Source organism: Aeromonas sp. LsrichE-8G (assembly GCF_022869435.1).
GTDB classification, from domain to species: domain Bacteria; phylum Pseudomonadota; class Gammaproteobacteria; order Enterobacterales; family Aeromonadaceae; genus Aeromonas; species Aeromonas caviae.
In genome coordinates this window covers 36,738-55,015 of record NZ_JALIHH010000246.1, presented here as the reverse complement: position 1 = coordinate 55,015, position 18,278 = coordinate 36,738, and the positions used below count along the sequence as shown (strand labels likewise).

At 62.9% G+C, this 18,278-nt stretch carries 13 protein-coding genes; 6 read left to right on the top strand and 7 right to left on the bottom strand.

What is annotated here, in order from left to right:
- Positions 1 to 31: 31 nt before the first annotated feature.
- The gene (queG, locus tag MUW49_RS20470) at positions 32 to 1,186 is read left to right on the top strand and encodes a tRNA epoxyqueuosine(34) reductase QueG (protein ID WP_134997941.1); all 1,155 of its coding nucleotides are present in this window, start codon (positions 32 to 34) and stop codon (positions 1,184 to 1,186) included.
- Positions 1,187 to 1,269: 83 nt separating this feature from the next.
- Entirely contained in the window at positions 1,270 to 2,013 is a 744-nt protein-coding gene (gene ppgK / locus MUW49_RS20465) for a polyphosphate--glucose phosphotransferase (RefSeq protein WP_041214591.1), read from the top strand.
- Between the two features lie 52 nt (positions 2,014 to 2,065).
- Here the strand turns inward: ppgK and MUW49_RS20460 are convergent, their stop codons facing one another.
- The gene (locus MUW49_RS20460; RefSeq protein ID WP_010673186.1) at positions 2,066 to 2,521 is read right to left on the bottom strand and encodes a hypothetical protein; all 456 of its coding nucleotides are present in this window, start codon (positions 2,519 to 2,521) and stop codon (positions 2,066 to 2,068) included.
- Between the two features lie 472 nt (positions 2,522 to 2,993).
- Here MUW49_RS20460 and metN point away from each other — a divergent pair, with 472 nt between their 5' ends.
- The 4 genes from metN (at position 2,994) to rfaH (ending at position 6,096) form a co-directional block, all read left to right on the top strand.
- Positions 2,994 to 4,037: a methionine ABC transporter ATP-binding protein MetN gene (metN, locus tag MUW49_RS20455; RefSeq protein ID WP_039040957.1), complete on the top strand. Its 1,044-nt coding sequence runs from the start codon at positions 2,994 to 2,996 to the stop codon at positions 4,035 to 4,037.
- Positions 4,018 to 4,671 carry a methionine ABC transporter permease gene (locus tag MUW49_RS20450; protein WP_029313844.1) on the top strand — a complete coding sequence of 218 codons (654 nt, stop codon included), beginning with the start codon at positions 4,018 to 4,020 and terminating at the stop codon, positions 4,669 to 4,671. The genes metN and MUW49_RS20450 overlap by 20 nt, the downstream gene beginning before the upstream one ends.
- 26 nt (positions 4,672 to 4,697) lie before the next feature.
- The gene (metQ, locus tag MUW49_RS20445) at positions 4,698 to 5,498 is read left to right on the top strand and encodes a methionine ABC transporter substrate-binding lipoprotein MetQ (protein ID WP_010673183.1); all 801 of its coding nucleotides are present in this window, start codon (positions 4,698 to 4,700) and stop codon (positions 5,496 to 5,498) included.
- Between the two features lie 97 nt (positions 5,499 to 5,595).
- Positions 5,596 to 6,096: a transcription/translation regulatory transformer protein RfaH gene (gene rfaH / locus MUW49_RS20440; protein WP_010673182.1), complete on the top strand. Its 501-nt coding sequence runs from the start codon at positions 5,596 to 5,598 to the stop codon at positions 6,094 to 6,096.
- A gap of 167 nt (positions 6,097 to 6,263) precedes the next feature.
- Here rfaH and MUW49_RS20435 read toward each other — a convergent pair whose 3' ends face one another.
- From MUW49_RS20435 to arcB, 6 genes are all read right to left on the bottom strand, one after another.
- Entirely contained in the window at positions 6,264 to 8,240 is a 1,977-nt protein-coding gene (locus MUW49_RS20435) for a methyl-accepting chemotaxis protein (protein WP_043152548.1), read from the bottom strand.
- 37 nt (positions 8,241 to 8,277) lie between these two features.
- Entirely contained in the window at positions 8,278 to 9,489 is a 1,212-nt protein-coding gene (locus MUW49_RS20430; protein ID WP_201872391.1) for an EAL domain-containing response regulator, read from the bottom strand.
- A complete protein-coding gene (locus MUW49_RS20425; RefSeq protein WP_244813136.1) occupies positions 9,482 to 13,756 on the bottom strand; it encodes a transporter substrate-binding domain-containing protein in 4,275 nt (1,424 codons plus the stop codon). Before MUW49_RS20425 ends, MUW49_RS20430 begins: the two co-directional genes overlap by 8 nt.
- 144 nt (positions 13,757 to 13,900) lie before the next feature.
- Entirely contained in the window at positions 13,901 to 14,104 is a 204-nt protein-coding gene (locus MUW49_RS20420) for a hypothetical protein (protein ID WP_080768051.1), read from the bottom strand.
- Positions 14,105 to 14,397: 293 nt separating this feature from the next.
- Positions 14,398 to 15,774 carry a dGTPase gene (dgt, locus tag MUW49_RS20415; RefSeq protein WP_128312853.1) on the bottom strand — a complete coding sequence of 459 codons (1,377 nt, stop codon included), beginning with the start codon at positions 15,772 to 15,774 and terminating at the stop codon, positions 14,398 to 14,400.
- Between the two features lie 29 nt (positions 15,775 to 15,803).
- Entirely contained in the window at positions 15,804 to 18,116 is a 2,313-nt protein-coding gene (gene arcB, locus MUW49_RS20410) for an aerobic respiration two-component sensor histidine kinase ArcB (protein WP_244813134.1), read from the bottom strand.
- Positions 18,117 to 18,278 lie beyond the last annotated feature (162 nt).

Sequence of the window (18,278 nt, the reverse complement as noted above, 5' to 3'; positions counted from 1 at the left end):
CATACTCCTGCAGGCAGAGGGGGGATGCTGCATGACGGCTGCCGAACTTGCGCAACTGGCCCACGATATCAAGCTCTGGGCAAGGGAGCTAGGATTTGACCAGGTCGGCATCACCGACACCGACCTCACCCTGGAAGAGCCAAGGTTGCAGGCCTGGCTGGATGCCGGTTATCACGGCACCATGGACTACATGGCGCGCCACGGCATGATGAGGGCCCGCCCCCACGAGCTGTTGCCGGGTACCTTGCGGGTCATCTCGGTGCGGATGAACTACCTCCCGTTCGAGGCGGGCTTTGCCGCCACCCTGCGCGATCCCACCCTCGGCTACATCAGCCGCTATGCCCTCGGCCGCGACTACCACAAGGTGCTGCGCAACCGGCTCAAACAGTTGGGGGAGCGCATCGAGCTGCGGTGCGACACCCTATTGCAGGCAGCGGGACAAACCCTGGGCGAGTGGCGCCCCTTTGTCGACTCGGCCCCTATTCTGGAAAGGCCGCTGGCGGCCAAGGCCGGCCTTGGCTGGGTGGGAAAGCACTCGCTGCTGATCAACGAGTCCGCCGGCTCCTTCTTCTTTCTGGGAGAATTGCTCATCGCCCTGCCGCTGCCCGTGGATACCCCGGTGGAGAAGGAGCTGTGTGGCAAGTGCGTGGCCTGCATCAATATCTGCCCCACCGGTGCCATCATCGCCCCCTATGTGGTAGACGGGCGGCGCTGCATCTCCTATCTCACCATCGAGAATGACGGCCCCATTCCCGAGGAGTTCAGGCCGCTCATGGGCAATCGCATCTATGGCTGTGACGACTGCCAGCTCATCTGCCCCTGGAACCGCTATGCCGATGCCAGCCCGGAGCCCGACTTCAGCCCGCGCCCCAATCTGCACCGCCCGCCCCTCTTGACCTTGTGGGGCTGGAGCGAGGCCGAATTTCTCAAGCACACGGAAGGCAGCCCCATCCGCCGCATCGGCTATCAGCGCTGGCGCCGCAACCTGGCGGTGGCCCTTGGCAACGGACCGGCCAGCAGCGAGGTCCTGGCCGCCCTGGAACAGGCGCTGCCTGAGGCGGCGCCCATGGTGGCCGAGCATATCGAGTGGGCGCTGGCGACCCTGGCCAGGCGTCAGCAGGAAGAGAATAAAAAGACGCGATTGCTGATCCGCTGCATCGAAAAAGGTCTGCCGGATCACGCATAAGTGATCTGGCACTTGCCGGATCGCAGCCATTTTTTCATGCTCTGCCGACCATTGAACATCGGCACAATAAAAGGAAGATTCTGATGCAGATGCTGGGAGTAGATATTGGGGGGTCCGGGATCAAGGGCTGCCTGGTCGACACCGAAACCGGGGAGCTGATTGGCGAACGCCACCGCATCGCCACACCGCAACCGGCAACCCCGGCCGCCGTGGCACACACCCTCAAGGCGCTGGTCGAACACTTCCAATGGAAGGGTCCCGTGGGGTGCGGTTTTCCCGCCACCATCCACAACGGCATCGCCAAGAATGCCTCCAACATCGACAAGAGCTGGATTGAGACCGATGCAGCCCACCTGTTTGCCGATGTGACCGGCCTGCCCTGCCATGTCCTGAACGACGCCGATGCGGCCGGTCTGGCGGAGATGCGCTTTGGCACCGGGCAGGATCGCCAGGGCGTTATCATTCTCATCACCGTCGGCACCGGCATCGGTACCGCCGTCTTCGTCAATGGCCAGTTGCTGCCCAATACCGAACTGGGTCACCTGATGCTGGAAGGCATGGTGGCCGAACACTATTGCTCCGATGCGGTGCGCAAGCGCGAGGATCTTTCCTGGGGCCGCTGGGGCAAACGTTTCAACAAATACCTGGCTCGCCTGGAGTTTCTGTTCTCCCCCGACCTCTTCATCCTGGGGGGCGGCAGCGCCGCCAAGCTCGACAAGTTCATCGACAAGATTGAGACCCGGGCTCCCCTGGTGGCGGCCGCGAACCTCAACCAGGCCGGCATCATAGGCGCCGCCCTCTATGGCGCGTCCCGGCAAGGGGGCTGACCGCCAGCAACATCAGAAGACCCGGCCCGTGCCGGGTCTCTCTCATCCGGGCTCAGAGATCGTCGAGGCGATGAGCACCGTGTACCAGACGGGTCAGGCGGGATTGGGCCATGGAGGCCAGGGCTTTCAGCAGCGCCGCCGTGTCGGGCGTGGGGCACTCCCGGGCCAGACGTTCCAGCTCGCCGATGAGCCTCTCCTCCTGGCGTGACACCAGGGCCACTATCTCCGCGGGCTGGGTTGTGGCGGGCAGCGCCAGACGATCCCCCTCGGCCAGCAGATCCTCGCCAAACCCCTGATCCAGCCAGGTCTCCTTCACCGCGCTGCCCATCTGCTCGCGATAATCGTGCAGATGGGCCGCCGCGGCATCCTCCCGCCCTTGCAGATAGGCCAGCAACATCCTGCTGCGCTCAGCATCCACCCGGGGGATCTGGCGCCCGTAAATGTGCCCTTGCCGATGATGAAGCTCCTCGAGATAGAGCATCAGGTCCTTGATCTGTTGGAATCGCATCTCGCCTCCCTCCTGGCATCTACCTGCAGCCAGTATAGGGAGCTGGCATGTCGACACGGCCACGAACTGGTCATTTATTGTTCTGCATCAAGGAGATGGAAAAGAAAACAGAAAAAGAGACGGCAGGAGGAAGGGGAAACCGGCAGCGATGCTGCCCGGACAACCGGGCACCTTGTCCGAAGGGGAGGCATCAAATCGACGACATAAAAGATATTTACCAGCTTATATTCGGATCAATGTCATCAAATCGGAATCTAATATTGATGCTGGTGGTGATACCTCCACACCATAGTCAAATGGCGGGAATCCTTATCCATTTTTTAGACGTCTAGACGTAAAAACATGCGTTGACACAGCCATCCGGACATCTTAGCATCATCCTCCATGATGACAGAGCTACCCAGTGAAACCTCTGCCCAATTTACCCGCCTGTAGCGCCCTGTGCTTTAAGGCTGTTAGCACGGAAGAATCCATGATTAAGTTGATCGGTCTCAACAAAGTCTACGGTAAAGGCAGTGATGCCGTGCACGCCCTGCGTGACGTGAGCCTGCATGTGCCCCAAGGCAAGATCTTCGGGGTGATCGGTGCCTCCGGTGCCGGCAAGAGTACCCTCATCCGCTGCGTCAACCTGCTGGAGCGCCCCACCGAGGGGCAGGTCATCGTCGATGGCCAGGACCTGGTCGCCCTCAGCGAGCGGGATCTGACTCAGGCTCGCCGCCAGATCGGCATGATCTTCCAGCACTTCAACCTGCTGGCCTCTCGCACCGTCTCCGCCAACATCGCCTTCCCGCTGGAACTGGCGGGCTGGAGCAAGGACAAGATCCAGAGCCGGGTCAGCGAACTGCTGGCCCTGGTCGGGCTGGAAGCCCGTGCCCACGCCTATCCGTCCGAGCTCTCCGGCGGGCAGAAGCAGCGCGTCGCCATCGCCCGTGCCCTGGCACCGGCTCCCAAGGTCCTGCTGTGCGACGAGGCCACCTCGGCCCTCGACCCCCAGACCACCCGCTCGATCCTGACCCTGCTCAAGGAGATCAACGTCAAGCTGGGGCTCACCATACTGCTCATCACCCACGAAATGGACGTGGTGAAGGGGATCTGCGACGAAGTGGCCATCATCAGCGACGGCCGTCTCATCGAGCAGGGGGAAGTGGCCTGGTTCTTCAGCAATGCCAAGACCCAGCTGGCCCGGGATTTCATCCACTCCACCATCCACCTGGAAGTGCCCCAGGAGTATCAGGATCGGATGAGTAGCGACCGGGTGCCCGGCAGCTATCCCCTGGTGAAGCTCGGCTTTACCGGGACCACGGTGGATTCGCCGCTGATTTCCGAGGCGAGCCGCCGTTTCAACATCGACATCAGCATCCTGAGCGCAGACATCGAATACGCCGGTGGCGTCAAGTTCGGCTTCCTGCTGGCGGAACTGTTCGGGGACGAGGCCCAGTGCGAGGCCACCCAGCAGTTCCTCATCGACAACCACATTCAGCTGGAGGTAATGGGTTATGTCCGAAGCAATGATTAATCTGCTGATTTCGGCTCTGGGCGACACCCTCATCATGGTGTTTGCCTCCGCCCTGTTCGGCTGCCTGCTCGGCCTGCCGCTCGGCGTGGCGCTGCACGTGACCAAGGCGGGGCAGATCCTGGCCAATCCGCTGCTCAACAAGGTCCTGGGCGTCATCGTCAACGTCGGTCGCTCGGTGCCCTTCATCATTCTGCTGGTCGCCATCATTCCGTTGACCCGCTTCATCGTCGGCACCAGCATCGGCACCATCGCCGCCATCGTGCCGCTGACCGTGGGCTGCATCCCCTTCATCGCCCGCCTGGTGGAAGGGGCCCTGATGGAGGTGCCTGACGGCCTGCTGGAAGCGGCCAAGGCCATGGGGGCCAAGCCCCTGCAAATCATCGCCAAGGTGCTGCTGCCCGAGGCCCTGCCGGGGATCCTCAACAGCGTCATCATCACCCTCGTCACCCTGGTGAACTACTCCGCCATGGCTGGTGCCATCGGAGGCGGTGGTCTCGGTGATGTGGGTATTCGCTACGGCTACCAGCGTTTCGATCCCACCGTCATGCTGGTCACCGTGGTCATTCTGGTGGTGCTGGTTCAACTCATCCAGAGCGCGGGTGAGCGCCTGGTCAAACAATGTGATCATCGTTAATCGTCGATTTCTGACAGGAGGTTTTTATGAAATTGGGCATCAAATCCGCAGCAGCTGCGCTGCTGGCAACCCTGGTACTGGTCGGTTGCGGCCAGAAGGAAGAGAACAAGACCCTGAAGGTGGGCGCCATCGCCGGTCCCGAGACCGAGCTGGTTGAGACCGCGGCCAAGGTTGCCAAGGAAAAATACGGCCTGACCGTCGAAGTGGTCACCTTCTCCGACTACGTCACCCCGAACGTGGCCCTGAACGACGGCAGCGTCGACGTCAACGCCTTCCAGCACAAGCCCTACCTGGATGCCCAGATCCGTGATCGCGGCTTCAAGCTGGTGCCGGTCGGCAACACCTTCGTCTACCCGATCGCCGGTTACTCCAAGAAGGTCAAGGCCCTGTCCGAGCTGAAAGACGGTGCCCAGATCGCGGTGCCGAACGATCCGACCAACCTGGGTCGTTCCCTGATCCTGCTGGAGAAGCAGGGCCTGCTGAAGCTGAAAGAGGGTGCCGGTCTGGAAGCGACCGTGCTGGACATCGCCAGCAACCCGCGCAACTTCAAGATCGTCGAGCTGGAAGCCGCACAACTGCCGCGCTCCCTGGAAGACGTGGATCTGGCCATCATCAACAACACCTTCGCCGGTCAGATTGGTCTGACCCCGACCGAGAACGGCCTTTTTGTCGAAGACAAGGAGTCCCCCTACGTCAACCTGATCGTTGCTCGCGAGAACAACAAGGACGACGAGAAGGTCAAGGAGTTCGTCCAGTCCTTCCAGACCGACGAGGTCTTCAAGAAGGGGACCGAACTGTTCAAGGGCGGTCTGGTGAAAGGTTGGTAATCACTCACTCTGGAAAAAAGGCCACGTCAAGCGTGGCCTTTTTTTTTACCCCCGTTATGATAGCCGCAAGCACGGCAACACGAAAAACAGAACAACAATGAAGAAATGGTATCTGGCCTACTGCAAACCCAAGGAAGAGGCCCGCGCCCGCGCCCATCTGGCAGCCCAGGGCGTTGAATCCTATTACCCCATGGTCGAGATTGAAAAACTGCGGCGAGGCAAGCGCGTACCCCAGCGCGAGCCCATGTTCCCCAACTATCTCTTCATCTACGTGGATCTGGAAGAGGTCACCCCGGTCACCCTGAAATCGACCCGGGGCATCAGTCGCATCATCCACTTCGGCAAGGAGTGGACCCCCGTCAGCAGCCAGCTGATCTACCGGCTCATGAGCCGGGACGACAGCGACGAGGCGCGCGCCAGCTATGCCCGTCTGCCGACCCAGGGAGACAAGGTACTTATCGAATCCGGCCCCCTCGCCGGGTTTGAAGCCATCTATCTGGAGCCGGATGGCGAAAAGCGGGCCATCCTGCTGGTCAACCTGCTCAACCAGGAGACCTGCAGCAGCTTCGAAAACCAGGCCTTCCGCCGCTTGGAGTGACCCGTCCTGTCGGCAGAAAGAGCCACAGGGCAGTACACAAGACACCATCCCCCTGCTTCCGAACGGTCAGGACCGCACCTGCGTCGTGCATCCTTCCACCACCAGGTTGTCGGGCCAAAAAAAACGGGGCAGACCCAGAGGTCTGCCCCGTTTTTCTCTCCCTTGCGTCAGGCATCCAGTTCGAAGCGGCTGATGGCCGATGTCAGTCTCCCGGTCTCCCGGGTCAGGCGGGCGGCGATCTGCTCCCCCTGCTGGCCATGCTCGCTGGACTGATGGCTGAGCCCGGCAATCTCCTCCACCGTGCCCGCCACCTCCTGCGCCGCCCTTGACTGCTGCTCGGTGGCGGTGGCGATGGCGGCAAGCTGGCCGCTGAGATCCTGCACCAGCGTCGCCATCGACTCCAGGGTCTCGGTCACCGAGGCCACGGCGCCGCGCCCCTGCTCCACCAGCAGGGTGCCGCTGCCCACGGTATCCGCGGTCTCCCGGGTCTGCTGCTGGATGCTGGCAATGGTCTGGTTGATCTCCATGGTCGATGCACTGGTGCGGCTGGCCAACTGCCTCACTTCATCGGCCACCACGGCAAATCCCCGTCCCTGCTCACCGGCCCGCGCCGCCTCGATGGCCGCATTGAGTGCCAGCAGATTGGTCTGCTCGGCGATGGTAGCGATCACTTCGGTGACCCTCCCCACTTGCTCGCTCTGGCTGCTGAGCTGCGTCATCGCCTGGTTTGCCTGGGCAATCATGGCACCAATCTGCGCCATGGTGGTCCCCATGCGGGCGAGGGCCTGCTCCCCCTCCCTTGCCTGTTGCTCGGTCTGGCGAGCCGCTCCCGCCGCGTCCGCAATGTTGCCCGCCACATCCCGGGTACTGACCGACATCTGCTCGATGGCGGCTGCCACCGCATCGAGCCGCTGATTCTGGCTCGCCAGATCATCCACGATGGCATTGGTGGTCTGGCCCACCTCGCGGCCAGCCCCTTCCACCTGACCGACCGCCCCCTGGATCTCCCCCACCAGCTCGCGCAACTGTGCCGACATTCGGTTGATGGAGCCCGTGAGCCCTCCCAGCTCATCCTGACGAAGCACGGGCAAGGGGGTGACGGGGAGGCGGCCATCGGCCACCAGGCCCGCCCGTTTCACCAGGCTGGCGATGTCCCGGGTCAGGCGCCGGCTGAACAGCAGGGCCACCAGGGTGCCCAGCAGGATGACGCTGGTGGTGGCCAGCAGCAGGGTGCGGTGAATGGTCTGACTGGCGGCCGCCATCTCCCCCGCCATCTTGTCCACCTCGGCACGGGTATGGGTCACCTGGGTCGCCAGCTGATCCGCCAGCCGGGTCAGGGCGGGCTCTATCTCGGTGGCCATCAGGTGGTTGGCCCTGTCCCAGTCCGGGGCCTGGCGCTTCTCGATCACCTGGCCGACCAGCTCGGCAAAGGGGGCTGACATCTCTTCAAAGAGCGTCCAGAGCCCCTTTTGTGCCTCGGTGAAGTTGGCCTCTTGCTGTTTCAGCTCGGCCACCCGCTGCTGGTGAAACTGGTAGTAGTCCCGGTACTTGTCCAGGTACTCCTTCTCCCCCGAGATGAGGAAATCCCGCAGGGCGGAGAGCGCATTGCCCAGGCTGTTGTAGGCATCCCCCACCTGCTTGAGCAGCAGGCGCCTGTCACCGGGCAACGTCGCCTGGGGCGTCGCCACCTCTTCATTGGCAAAAGACTGCAACTGATCGAGGGCCGACTCCGCCAGAGGGCCGGCCTCCAGCAGCATCAGGGTGTGGGCGGGCAGGTTCTCTTCGGTGTGAGCCAGGGCCCACACCTGTGACTGTGCCCCCTTGAAATCCTTGAGTGCCCGGGTCAGGTCGGGGGTGAAACGCTGGCGCTCGATGGCGTGCCAGGCCTCTTCCCACTCCTGCTTGATGCGATCACCCTGTGCCGGATCCTTGCCGAGGATGAGATAGGCCCGCAGGGATGAAACGGTGGCAATCAGGGCTTTCTGGCTCGCCTCGTCCCGCTGCAGGGCGGGCAGGGCCTGGGCCAGCAAGGCATCTTGCGAGCCTTCGATCCGGCCGAGCTGATGATAGACAAGGGCGGAGGAGAGAATGATGAGCAGGTTGATAAAACAGAAGCTCAACAACAACTTGCTTGATATTTTCATGGCCATCCTTGGAATTCGTCGGGCATCCTGCCCGGGATTAGCATCTGATGAGCGCGGGCAAACGAGCCTGCCAACCCTGATGCCATCCCAGCAGCTCCTCACGGGGCATGGGACGGGCGGAGAAGAAGCCCTGGCATTGATCGCACCCCAGCTTCGCCAGCAATTGCCAGGTCGCCTCATCTTCGACCCCCTCGGCCACCGATTTCAAGCCCAACTTGCGAGCCAGCTCGATGCTGGACTCGATGATGGCTAGGCGAGAGGGATCTTCATAGCAGCGATCCACGAAGGATCTGTCCAGTTTCAACTCGGTAAAGGGGAGCAGGGCGAGCTGCTGCATGGAGGAGTAGCCGGTCCCGAAATCATCGATGGAGAGACCAAAACCGTGCATCCGCAAGCGGGTCAGCACCTCCAGCGACTTGCCGAGATCCTTGACGAAGGCGCTCTCGGTCACTTCGAGGGTGATGAGCTCGGGGTTGATGCTCCAGCGCTGGCAGTGGCTGAGCAGGGTGTTGCACAGATCCCCCTCGATGAGGGAGGTGGTAGAAAGGTTCATCGACAGGTTCAGGGAGAGCCCGGTCTTCTCCCACAGGTGGCCGTCCCGCAGCGCCTTGCCGATGATCACCTCGGTGAGCGGGTCGATGAGCCCGTTGTGCTCCGCCAGCGGGATGAAACGGGCTGGCGAGATGAGGCCATATTCGGGGTGCTGCCAGCGGGCAAGCGCCTCCATGCCGAGCCACTCCCCGTTGTGAAATCCCACCTTGGGTTGATACCAGGGCAGCAACTGGTCCTGATCCAGCGCCCGGCGCAGCTCATCCAGGGTCAGGTGATAACCATCCTCTTCCTGGCTGCGCACCTGCTGGGGCCGCCAGGCACCGATGAGCTGCGCGATCTGCTGGGGAGACGCGGGTTTCTCGATGCGCCCCAGCACCTGCAGGCCATAGGCCCGGCTCATGCGCAGCACGGCATCGACCACGTCATCCTCCAGGGCGCTGCACAGCACGATGCCGCCGCGGAACCCGCCAAGGGAGAGGCGGCGCAGCAGCGCCATGCCATCCATGCCCGGCATACGCAGATCGCAGAACAGGATGTCGACCCTGTGGTGCTGGCACTGTGCCAGCGCCTCCTCCCCGTCCTGCGCCTCCAGCAGGTTGCCGTAGCCCAGTCCGCGGATCTGGTGCATCAGGGCCTTGCGCTGGAAGTTGTGATCCTCCACCACCATGATCGCCAACTCATGCCGTGCGCTATTCATCGAGCCATAACCCCGTTTCACCTCTGATAGAGTCCATCAATGCCTGTACCGCCCTGGCCAGGTCATCGAGCTTGTCCAGTTGTTTCAATCTGGCCGCCGCCTCCAGCCGGGCTGCCTCCTCTGCCAATGCCTGCTGTCCTACCATGCGCGCGGCCCCCTTGATGCGATGTGCCGTCTCCACCAGCGCCTGGGTATCCTGGCTGGCCAGCGCCAGCCTCATGTCCTCGCCATCCTGCTCGTTGGCTTCCAGGTATTCGCTGGCCATGCTGCGTGCCACCGCCTCATCCCCGAACAGGGTCAACCAGCTTATGCCTGGCAGTTGAACCCTGGCTTGCCGGGGCGCCTCCGAGGCGAGCTGTTCTTCCTGAGTCGGCAACCAGCGTCCCAGGGTCTGGCTCAGGGCATCCAGGCTGTAGGGCTTGAACAGCATGTCGTTCATGCCGGCATCACGCATCTGCTGGCTCGCCTCCTCAGAGGTATCGGCCGTCACCCCGATAATGGGAGCACTGTCCCCGGCATCCCGCAAGGCTCGCGTGAGGGCATAGCCATCCATCACCGGCATGTGGCAGTCGGTCAGCAGCAGGGCGAAGTCCTGCCCCTGCCAGGCGCGCAGCGCCTCCTCGCCATCTTCCACCACCTCGGACTCGAGCCCCAGGATAGCGAGCTGCCTCGTCAGCAATGCCCGGTTGACGGGGTGATCATCCGCCACCAGCACCCGCCCCCTGAGCTTCTCCCCCTCCATCCCCATCGACTGGCTCGCCTGCTGGTTGAACAGTGACTGGCAGGTTTCCAGCAACAGATCGGGGTAGAGGGGCGATTGTCCCAGTCGCCACCAGGCGTTGCCCCCCATGCGCCCCCGCAGGGCCTCATGGGGAGAGAGTACTATGCCCTTGAGGTTCGAACGCTGCAAACAGGCCAGCCAGTCACTGCCAAGGGCCTGCTCCAGGTGATTCTCCTGCGCCAGCAGATGCCCCTCGAGGGGCTGCTGCCAATGGTGTGCCTCCATGCGTACCAGTCTGGCGCCCAGCCTGGCCATCACCGATTCCAGCCCCTCATCCTCCCCAAACCACCACCATACCTGACCGGTCAGGGGGGGCGCTTCCCACTGGCACTCGGCCAGAGGCAGCGTGAAGGTCACGCAGGTGCCCATTCCGGGGGTACTTTCCAGGGTCAGGCTCCCCCCCATTTTCTGGGTGAGTTGATGACAGATGGCAAGCCCGAGCCCGGTGCCGCCAAACCGGCGATTGGTGTCGGACTCCACCTGCTTGAACGGGATGAAGAGGGTGCGCTGCTGCTCCAGGGCGATGCCGATCCCGGTATCCCGGACCCGGAAGGCCAGCCGGTCGTCTTCATAATCCACCTGAATGGCGATCGCCCCCGCCTCGGTGAACTTCACCGCGTTGTTCAACAGATTGGAGATCACCTGCCCCACCCTGATCCCGTCGATGCAGGCCAGATCCGGCACCGTCTTCCCCCACCGCAGCGTCACAATGAGTCCCTTGCCATAGGCCAGGGCCGCATGTCCCCGGATGACATCGCAAATCACCGAGGTCAGGCGGCAGTGATGGGGATGCAGTTGCAACTGCCCGGCTTCCATCTTGGAGAAGTCCAGGATGTCGTTCACCAGATAGAGCAGATGGCTGGTGGAGGTCGAGATATTGCGCAACATGTAGCGCTGATCGTCGTCCAGCGCACTCATTTGCAGCAGCTCCAGCATGCCGTGCATGCCGGAGATGGGAGTGCGAAGCTCATGACTCATGGTGGCGAGGAAGCGGCTGCGCGCCTGGGTCGCCTCCTCCGCCACCCGCCTGGCCTGGCGCAGCTCCAGCTCCTGGCGCTTGAGCTTGGTGATGTCCTGCACCACGCCGTTCAATATGACCCCTTCAAGCCCCTCCTGGTGAACGAAGTGACCACGGATCTGCAAATAGCCCGCCTCCCCCTGGCGCCGGATCTCCACCTCGAGATCCAGCGGCTGCATGCTCAGGGCATGACGATCCACCGTGGCCACGAAGTCCTCGTGCGCCTTGCCTGTCAGCCCCAGGATGGAGGCACCGGTGACCGCCATGCCGACCAGGTCCTCTTCGACCCCCACCATCTCCCTGACCCCTTGCGAGGTGTAGAGGAAGTGCCCCTTGCCCGGCCCAAGCCAGTGATACTGATAGACCAGACCCGGCATGCTGTCGGTGATCTGGGTCAGCCGGGTCTGCGCCTCCTGGGCCGCAAACCGCGCCTGCTCCAGCTCGGTCACGTCGGTCAGCACGGTCAGGATCCCGAGCCGCTTGTCATCGGGCCCCGCAAAGAGCCGCTTGGTGTAGATCATCTGGTGCAGGCGATCGTCATCAAACCGGATCTCGCCCCGGCCATGAAGCTCCTCTCCGCTCTCCCAGACGCTGGCATCCTCCTCCATTACCCTGGCACGGATCGACTCGGGCAATCGATCCTGGAGCAACCGCTCATAGGAGCCCGTCAGGTTCTCCCCGCCGAGGAACATCTGCCGGTACGCCCGGTTCGTCATTGCCACTTCATAGCGCTCGTTGGTCAGCACCACCTGGTTGGGCAGGGCATCCAGCATCATCTGGACAAACACCAGCTGCTCCTCGAGCCGCCGCTCGGCCTCCCGCCGCTGGCTGATCTGGCGGCGCAACGTCCGGTTCCAGCCCATGAACAGCAAGAGGCAGAGCAGGAAAATGCCGCCGCCGAGGGAGGACCAGAGCAGCACCGTCTTCGGATCCAGTCCCGTCTGTATGGTCAGGGAGAGCCACTTTTTCTCCAGGGCGGAGAGCTCGTCGGGGGGGATGGCGATCAGCACCTTGGTGAGGATCTGCTGCAGCATGGGGTCCTGCAACTGGGTCGCCATGGCGATGGGTACCCGCAGGTCGCTGCCGGAGAAGACCACCTGGTAGCGGTCGCTGAATCCCTTTTGCAGCGACTGCTCCAGGGTGGTGGTGCTCATCAGCACATAGTCGACCTTCTGCTGGTCCAGCAGGGGCAGCAATTCGGCATCGCTGGCCACCGGCACGGCGATGGCCCCCACCTCGCTCAGCAAGACCTGCTCCACCGAGCCCCCTACCATGCCCACCCTGTGCCCTTTCAGTGCCCTGGCGGCGGTGAGCTCGGCCATCCCCTGCCTCGCCACGACCACCCGGTTGATCGACGCGTAGTTGGGGGTAAACCGGGCAAACTGCTGACGCTCCGCGGTGGGAGTCATGGCCGGGATGAGATCCAGCTTGCGATCCTGGAAGAGCGCCATGCTCTGGGCCCAGCTCCGGGTCGGCACCAGGGTGAACTGGAGCCCGGCACGCTGGCTCATCAGTGTCAGCAGATCGGCAATGAGCCCCTTGAGCCGCCCCCTGTCGTCCACCTCGCTCATCCCGGGCCAATCCGGAGCAACCCCGTAGCGGATGACCGGATGTGCTTGCAACCACGCCTGCTCCTGCGGATTGAAGACGATCTCCCTGCTCCTTTTCACCAGGGCATAGTCGAGGATGTCCCCCGCCTCCAGAATGGCGCGACGCTCGAGGGGAGAGATATCCTCGAGGGCCCGCTCCAGCAATCCCTGCAAGACATCATTCCTGGGCGCCACGGCCATGGCGAGGGAGGTATCCCTCATCCAGTCGATCCTGGCCAGCGCCATGCCCGCCATGGCTTGCAGCCTGTTCAGCATGGGCAGCTCGGCCAGGTAGGCATCCGCCTTGCCCTCCTTGAGCATGAAGATCGCCTCGTCCCGGCTGTCGGCCGTGATCAGGTTCGAGATCCCCAGGCGCAGCAGCTCATCGCAGGCGCTGACACCGAAGACGCAGACCCAGCGCACCCCATAGGCCTCTTCCAGAGAGAGGCTCTCCCGCCCCCCCGTCAACAGCACGGCCCGGGGCAGTGCCATCAGCTCGGAGGTAAATTGCATCTGCAGGGTGCGGGTCGGGCTCGGTGCCACCCCGATCAACATGTCGACCTTGCCATCCAGCAAGGCCTGCTGGACCGCCGCATTGTTGGCATAGGCACGGTAGCGAAGGCTCACCCCCAGCCTGGCTGCAATCTGGGAGGCGAATTCATCCAGGGGGCCGGTGAAGTTGCCGCGCCCATCGGTATAGACATAGGGTGGCCAGGCCGCCGAAGGCATGCCGACGACCAGTTCATCATGGGTGGCAAGCCAGTGCAGTTCGTCCAGGGTGAAGTTGCTCTGGTCCAGTTGCGCCGGCGCAGCCGCAACCATCAGGCTCCAGAAAGCCAGACCACATAGCAGGATGAGACGACAGCAGCGGCGGAACATTATCAACTCCCATACGAAACGGAGGGGGGTCATAGAGTGTTTGGCGCAATGTGCGACAACTAAATTGAGACAATGCTCATCAGGAAAGAAAAATGGCAGGCCCAGGCCTGCCATCCACCAGGTCGGGGGCCAGGCCCCCTCCCATCAGGTTATTCGGTTCCCGAGCCGGAAACCGGTTTGAAACTCCCGCTCACGGATGTGGGCGATCTGCACATTTTGCCCTTCCAGACCGATGTCTTTGAGCAGGGCAGGTGAAAGATGCAGGTAACTGACGCGACGCTCCAGCCGGGTGATCCTTTTTTGAACCAGGGTCTCTACGTGGCGCAGCAGGGCGAGTTCGATAGACATAATATTCTCCAGTTGAACGTGCGGTTCCCCCGGAGAGAGGTGATCACCCTGCGGGACAACCGCGGGTGATGAGAAAAGCAGGTGTTACCTGTCCCCTCCACGCGGCAAATAAAGAGCACGAGTCTTCGCGCTGCCAGAGCAGCGATCGAACGCAACGTTGAACATGGAATGTTGCATGGTCGTCTCCTTACCGTGTGAAAGTTGAACAAGTTGCCGCAGTGTAAAAAAACACCGAATTTTACGCAATATCTCTCCCACCCATATGGGTGGAATGCGGCCAAGAAGAGGTTCATTCAAATCCCTGACAACAGCCGGAACTCCTCCAGCGCATAGGTATCCGTCATGCCGCTCACATAATCGAGCAGCAGCCGCACCCGGTAGTACCACTCCTGCTCGCTCTCCTTTTCGAAACGGGGATCCCGGCTCGCCACCGCCAGTCGGTACGCCTTGAGGTGGCGGGCAGAGAGGCGGTGGAACAGCCGCCGGGCGAAGAAGAGCTCGCTCCCGCCGTTGCCTGCGAGCAGCCGCTCGAACTGGCTGGCAGGCAGGGCCAGCAGGCAGGCGTAGGTGGAGAGCACCCCGCGCAGGGCGGCATAGCCTTCCAGCTCCAGCGCCTCCACCTCCGGGCGCATGAACACCAGCTCGCGAGCCACCCGCTTGAGGGTATCGAGTACCCGGGCTGCCGGAGCCTGACCGTGCAGCAGCGCCTGGGGATAGGCCCCGCTCAGGATCTGATCGTGCTCGGCCACATAGGTATGGGCGGCCAGCGCCACCAGATCCCGGGTCAGATGCTGGCGAAAATGGGGGAAGAACCCCCGACCGGAGGCAAGCGCCTCATCGAGCAGGTCGGCCATGTAACCGCCCTCGTCCGCCTCGCGCAGGGCTGCCAGCAGCTCGCTCTGGGTGAGGATGTGCCTGTCCACCGCATCCTCGAGATCGGCGATGCAGTAGGAGATGTCGTCCGCCGCCTCCATGATGTAGACCAGCGGATGACGGCACCCCTCGGCCAGCCCCAGGCTCTGGCCGAGGGCACGATAGAGGGGTTGTTCGCTGAAGAAGATGCCGCGCTTGCTGGTCCAGCCGTGGTGCTGACCATAGCCCTGTGGATGGTGCAGACCCGGCAGGGGCTGCTGCGGGTATTTGCACAGCGCCGCCAGCTGCCCCAGGGTGAGGTTCAGCTCATGGAGGCTGTGCACCAGTCGCAGGCTCTGGGCATTGCCGTCAAACACCAGCAGATCCTGGCGAAGGGTTGCCCACTGGGGGCTCGGCAACTGGTCGTGGGCACGGGCGAAGAGGCCGTCCAGCTCCTGGGCAAGCCACTGACTCATCACCTGCTCGCCGAAATGGCCAAACGGCGGGTTGCCGACATCGTGCAACAGGCAGGACATCTCCACCAGATTGATGAAGGCCCCCTCGCACACCACTCCGGCCGGCAGCGCCGCCAGGATGCGGCGACTGATCTGGCGACCAGTCTCCTGCACCTCCAACGAATGGGTGAGACGGCTGCGCACCGAGGCTTTCACATCGAGCGGGAAGACCTGGGTCTTCTGCTGCAACCGACGCACCGGCGCCGCCTGCACGATGCGGGTGCGGTCCTGCTCCGTCGCCTCCAGCAGGTCTTCGTCTCCCCAGGGGTGAATGCGCTCGGGGGGGATCAAACGGTCATACATGTCGTGGCTCCTTGCCTGAGGCGTCGTGTCTACGAGAGCAGCCAGCGCCGCAGGCGGGCGATGTCACCCGGGTATTCCCGGCGCAGGGTTTCAATCCAGTCTTCCACGTTCTCCCACCAGGCGGGGTGATCCGGGCTCTGGATAAGCTGGGCCGTCTGCTGCAACCGGCGCAGGCCGATGGAGCCCGCCGCCCCCTTGATCTTGTGGGCCTCCTCCACCACACCGGCCTGATCCCTGGCAATCATGTTGGAGTCGAGCACTGCCATGTAGTCCGGCATCATCTTCTCGAACAGCTCGACGCTGGAGAGCAGCACCGGCTTGCCGACCGTGCTGGCGTAATCGGTGAGGAAGGGCAGATCCAGCAGGGCATCCTGATGGTGGACATCGTCCTGCTCGTCCGCCTCGTCCCCGGCAAGATCCGCAAACAGGTGGCCTATCACCTCCCGCACCGCCTTGGAGCCCAGCGGCTTGTTGATCACATCCTGCATGCCGTGATCCCGGTAGTACTGGCGATCGCCGGTGGCATTGGCGGTGAGCGCCACCATGGGGGGCAGGCTGTCGCCGTAGCGCGCGAGCAGTTGCTCCGCCACATCGAACCCCGTCATGTCCGGCAACTGGATGTCGAGCAGGATCAAGTCGAAATCATCCGGGTTGGCCATGGCCAGCGCCTCTGCACCATCCCGCGCCACCTTGACCTGATGGCCGAGCTTGTTCAGCAGGGCGCAGGCCACGGTCACGTTGAGCTCCACATCCTCCACCAGCAGGATGTCGAGGGAGGGCATCTCGGGCTCCGGGGCCGCGGCCTTGGGCTCGACGCAGTCCACCTCCAGCTCGGCGGTGAAGCAGGCGCCTTCGCCCGGGTCGCTGTCCACATAGAGTTGACCGCCCATGGCCTGCACCAGCTGGCGGGAGACCGCAAGACCGATGCCGGTGCCGGTGGCGTGCTTCTTGCCCTGCACCTGATAGTACATGGCGAAGATCTTCTCCTGCTGGGCACGGGGAATGCCCACCCCGGTGTCTTCCACCTCGAAGTGCAGCGCCAGCTTGCCCGGTTCATCAGCGGCGTGGGCGAGACAGCGTATGGTGACGCCCCCTTCATCGGTGAACTTGACCGCATTGCCCACCAGGTTCCACAGCACCTGACGCAGCCGGGTGCCGTCCGCCATCACGAACTGAGGCATATCGCCGTCCCGGTCGAAGTGCAGGTAGAGCCCCTTCTGCTCCGCCTGGATGCGCGACAGCGTCTCCAGCTCGTCGAGGAAGGCGGGCAGATCCAGCGGAGCCGGCGCAATCTCCAGCCGGCGACGGTCGAGCTTGTCCAGATCGATGATGTCGTTGAAGATGTTGCCGAGCGTCACCGCGCTCAGGTGGATGGTCTTGAGCTGCTGCTGCTGTCTGGCATCGAGGGGCGTATCCATCAGCATCCGGCTCAGTCCGACGATGCCATTGAGCGGGGTGCGCAGCTCGTGGCTGATGGTGGAGATGAAGGTGGTCTTGTCCCGACTCGCCTTCTCCAGCTTGTCCTGGTACTGCTTGCGCTCGGTGATGTCGCGACCAAAGCCGAGCAGGCCGAGCCGCTTGCCGAAGCGGTCGAAGAAGGGCACCTTGCGCAGCTCGAAGTAGGCCTTGCGGCCATCGGGATACTCCAGCCACTGCTCATAGGTGAGCGGCTCGTTCTGGGCGAAGACCTGCTTGTCGGTCTCCACCACCTTGCTGGCGATGTCGTGCTTGTAGACATCGAACGGGGTCAGGCCGATGAGTTCCGCCTCCACCTTGCCGGTGAGCTCCTCCATGGCGCGGTTGCAACCGGAGAACTGCTCGTCCTCGTTGCGGTAATAGACCAGATCGGGGGAGCAGTCGATGAAGGAGCGCAAGAGGGCGGTACGCTCCCCCAGATGCAACTGGGCCTTCTCCCGCTGGAACACTTCGTTTTCGAGATCCTCGATGGCTTGCTGGCGCAGGGCCTCGGCCCGGTTGGTCTCGGCGATCTGGGCGTTGAGCCGGCTGATGTTCTCCTGCAACTGGCTGTTGAGCTCGAGATCCCGCTCGCGCATGTCTTGCAACTTGCGCACCATCCGGGTCAGCCGTTGGCGGGAGTCCTCCAGCTGATCCACCACGATGGAGAGAAAATAGACGGCCCAGGGGGTCACCAGCAGGCCGAAGAAGACAGAGCGCACCAGGTCGACGATGTCCACGGTGCCGCGCAAAAACAGGGTCACCCCCATCTGGATCGAAACGGCCAGCACTATGATGGCGGTGGCCAGGAACATGCTGAAGCGCACCAGTCCCAGCTTGGTCATCAGGTCGACGTAATATTGCGCCCAGGATTTGATCTGCTTCATCTCGTTGTTTTCTCCCCTTTTCTTGCGCAAACAGGATACCAGTACGGCGCCATGAACTCTTGTCCGTCGCGTATTCAATTATTGATTAACGTCACACTCCGGCTGGGGTAGCATGCCTGCCATGCCTCAGTCAGCACCGGTCCCACCGGGATACCGGGGCGC

What these genes read in the sequence shown, in the direction of transcription:
- queG (WP_134997941.1), top strand. Translation starts at nt 32, where the DNA reads ATGACGGCTGCCGAACTTGCGCAACTGGCCCACGATATCAAGCTCTGG.
- ppgK (WP_041214591.1), top strand. Translation starts at nt 1,270, where the DNA reads ATGCAGATGCTGGGAGTAGATATTGGGGGGTCCGGGATCAAGGGCTGC.
- MUW49_RS20460 (WP_010673186.1), bottom strand. Translation starts at nt 2,521, where the DNA reads ATGCGATTCCAACAGATCAAGGACCTGATGCTCTATCTCGAGGAGCTT.
- metN (WP_039040957.1), top strand. Translation starts at nt 2,994, where the DNA reads ATGATTAAGTTGATCGGTCTCAACAAAGTCTACGGTAAAGGCAGTGAT.
- MUW49_RS20450 (WP_029313844.1), top strand. Translation starts at nt 4,018, where the DNA reads ATGTCCGAAGCAATGATTAATCTGCTGATTTCGGCTCTGGGCGACACC.
- metQ (WP_010673183.1), top strand. Translation starts at nt 4,698, where the DNA reads ATGAAATTGGGCATCAAATCCGCAGCAGCTGCGCTGCTGGCAACCCTG.
- rfaH (WP_010673182.1), top strand. Translation starts at nt 5,596, where the DNA reads ATGAAGAAATGGTATCTGGCCTACTGCAAACCCAAGGAAGAGGCCCGC.
- MUW49_RS20435 (WP_043152548.1), bottom strand. Translation starts at nt 8,240, where the DNA reads ATGAAAATATCAAGCAAGTTGTTGTTGAGCTTCTGTTTTATCAACCTG.
- MUW49_RS20430 (WP_201872391.1), bottom strand. Translation starts at nt 9,489, where the DNA reads ATGAATAGCGCACGGCATGAGTTGGCGATCATGGTGGTGGAGGATCAC.
- MUW49_RS20425 (WP_244813136.1), bottom strand. Translation starts at nt 13,756, where the DNA reads ATGTTCCGCCGCTGCTGTCGTCTCATCCTGCTATGTGGTCTGGCTTTC.
- MUW49_RS20420 (WP_080768051.1), bottom strand. Translation starts at nt 14,104, where the DNA reads ATGTCTATCGAACTCGCCCTGCTGCGCCACGTAGAGACCCTGGTTCAA.
- dgt (WP_128312853.1), bottom strand. Translation starts at nt 15,774, where the DNA reads ATGTATGACCGTTTGATCCCCCCCGAGCGCATTCACCCCTGGGGAGAC.
- arcB (WP_244813134.1), bottom strand. Translation starts at nt 18,116, where the DNA reads ATGAAGCAGATCAAATCCTGGGCGCAATATTACGTCGACCTGATGACC.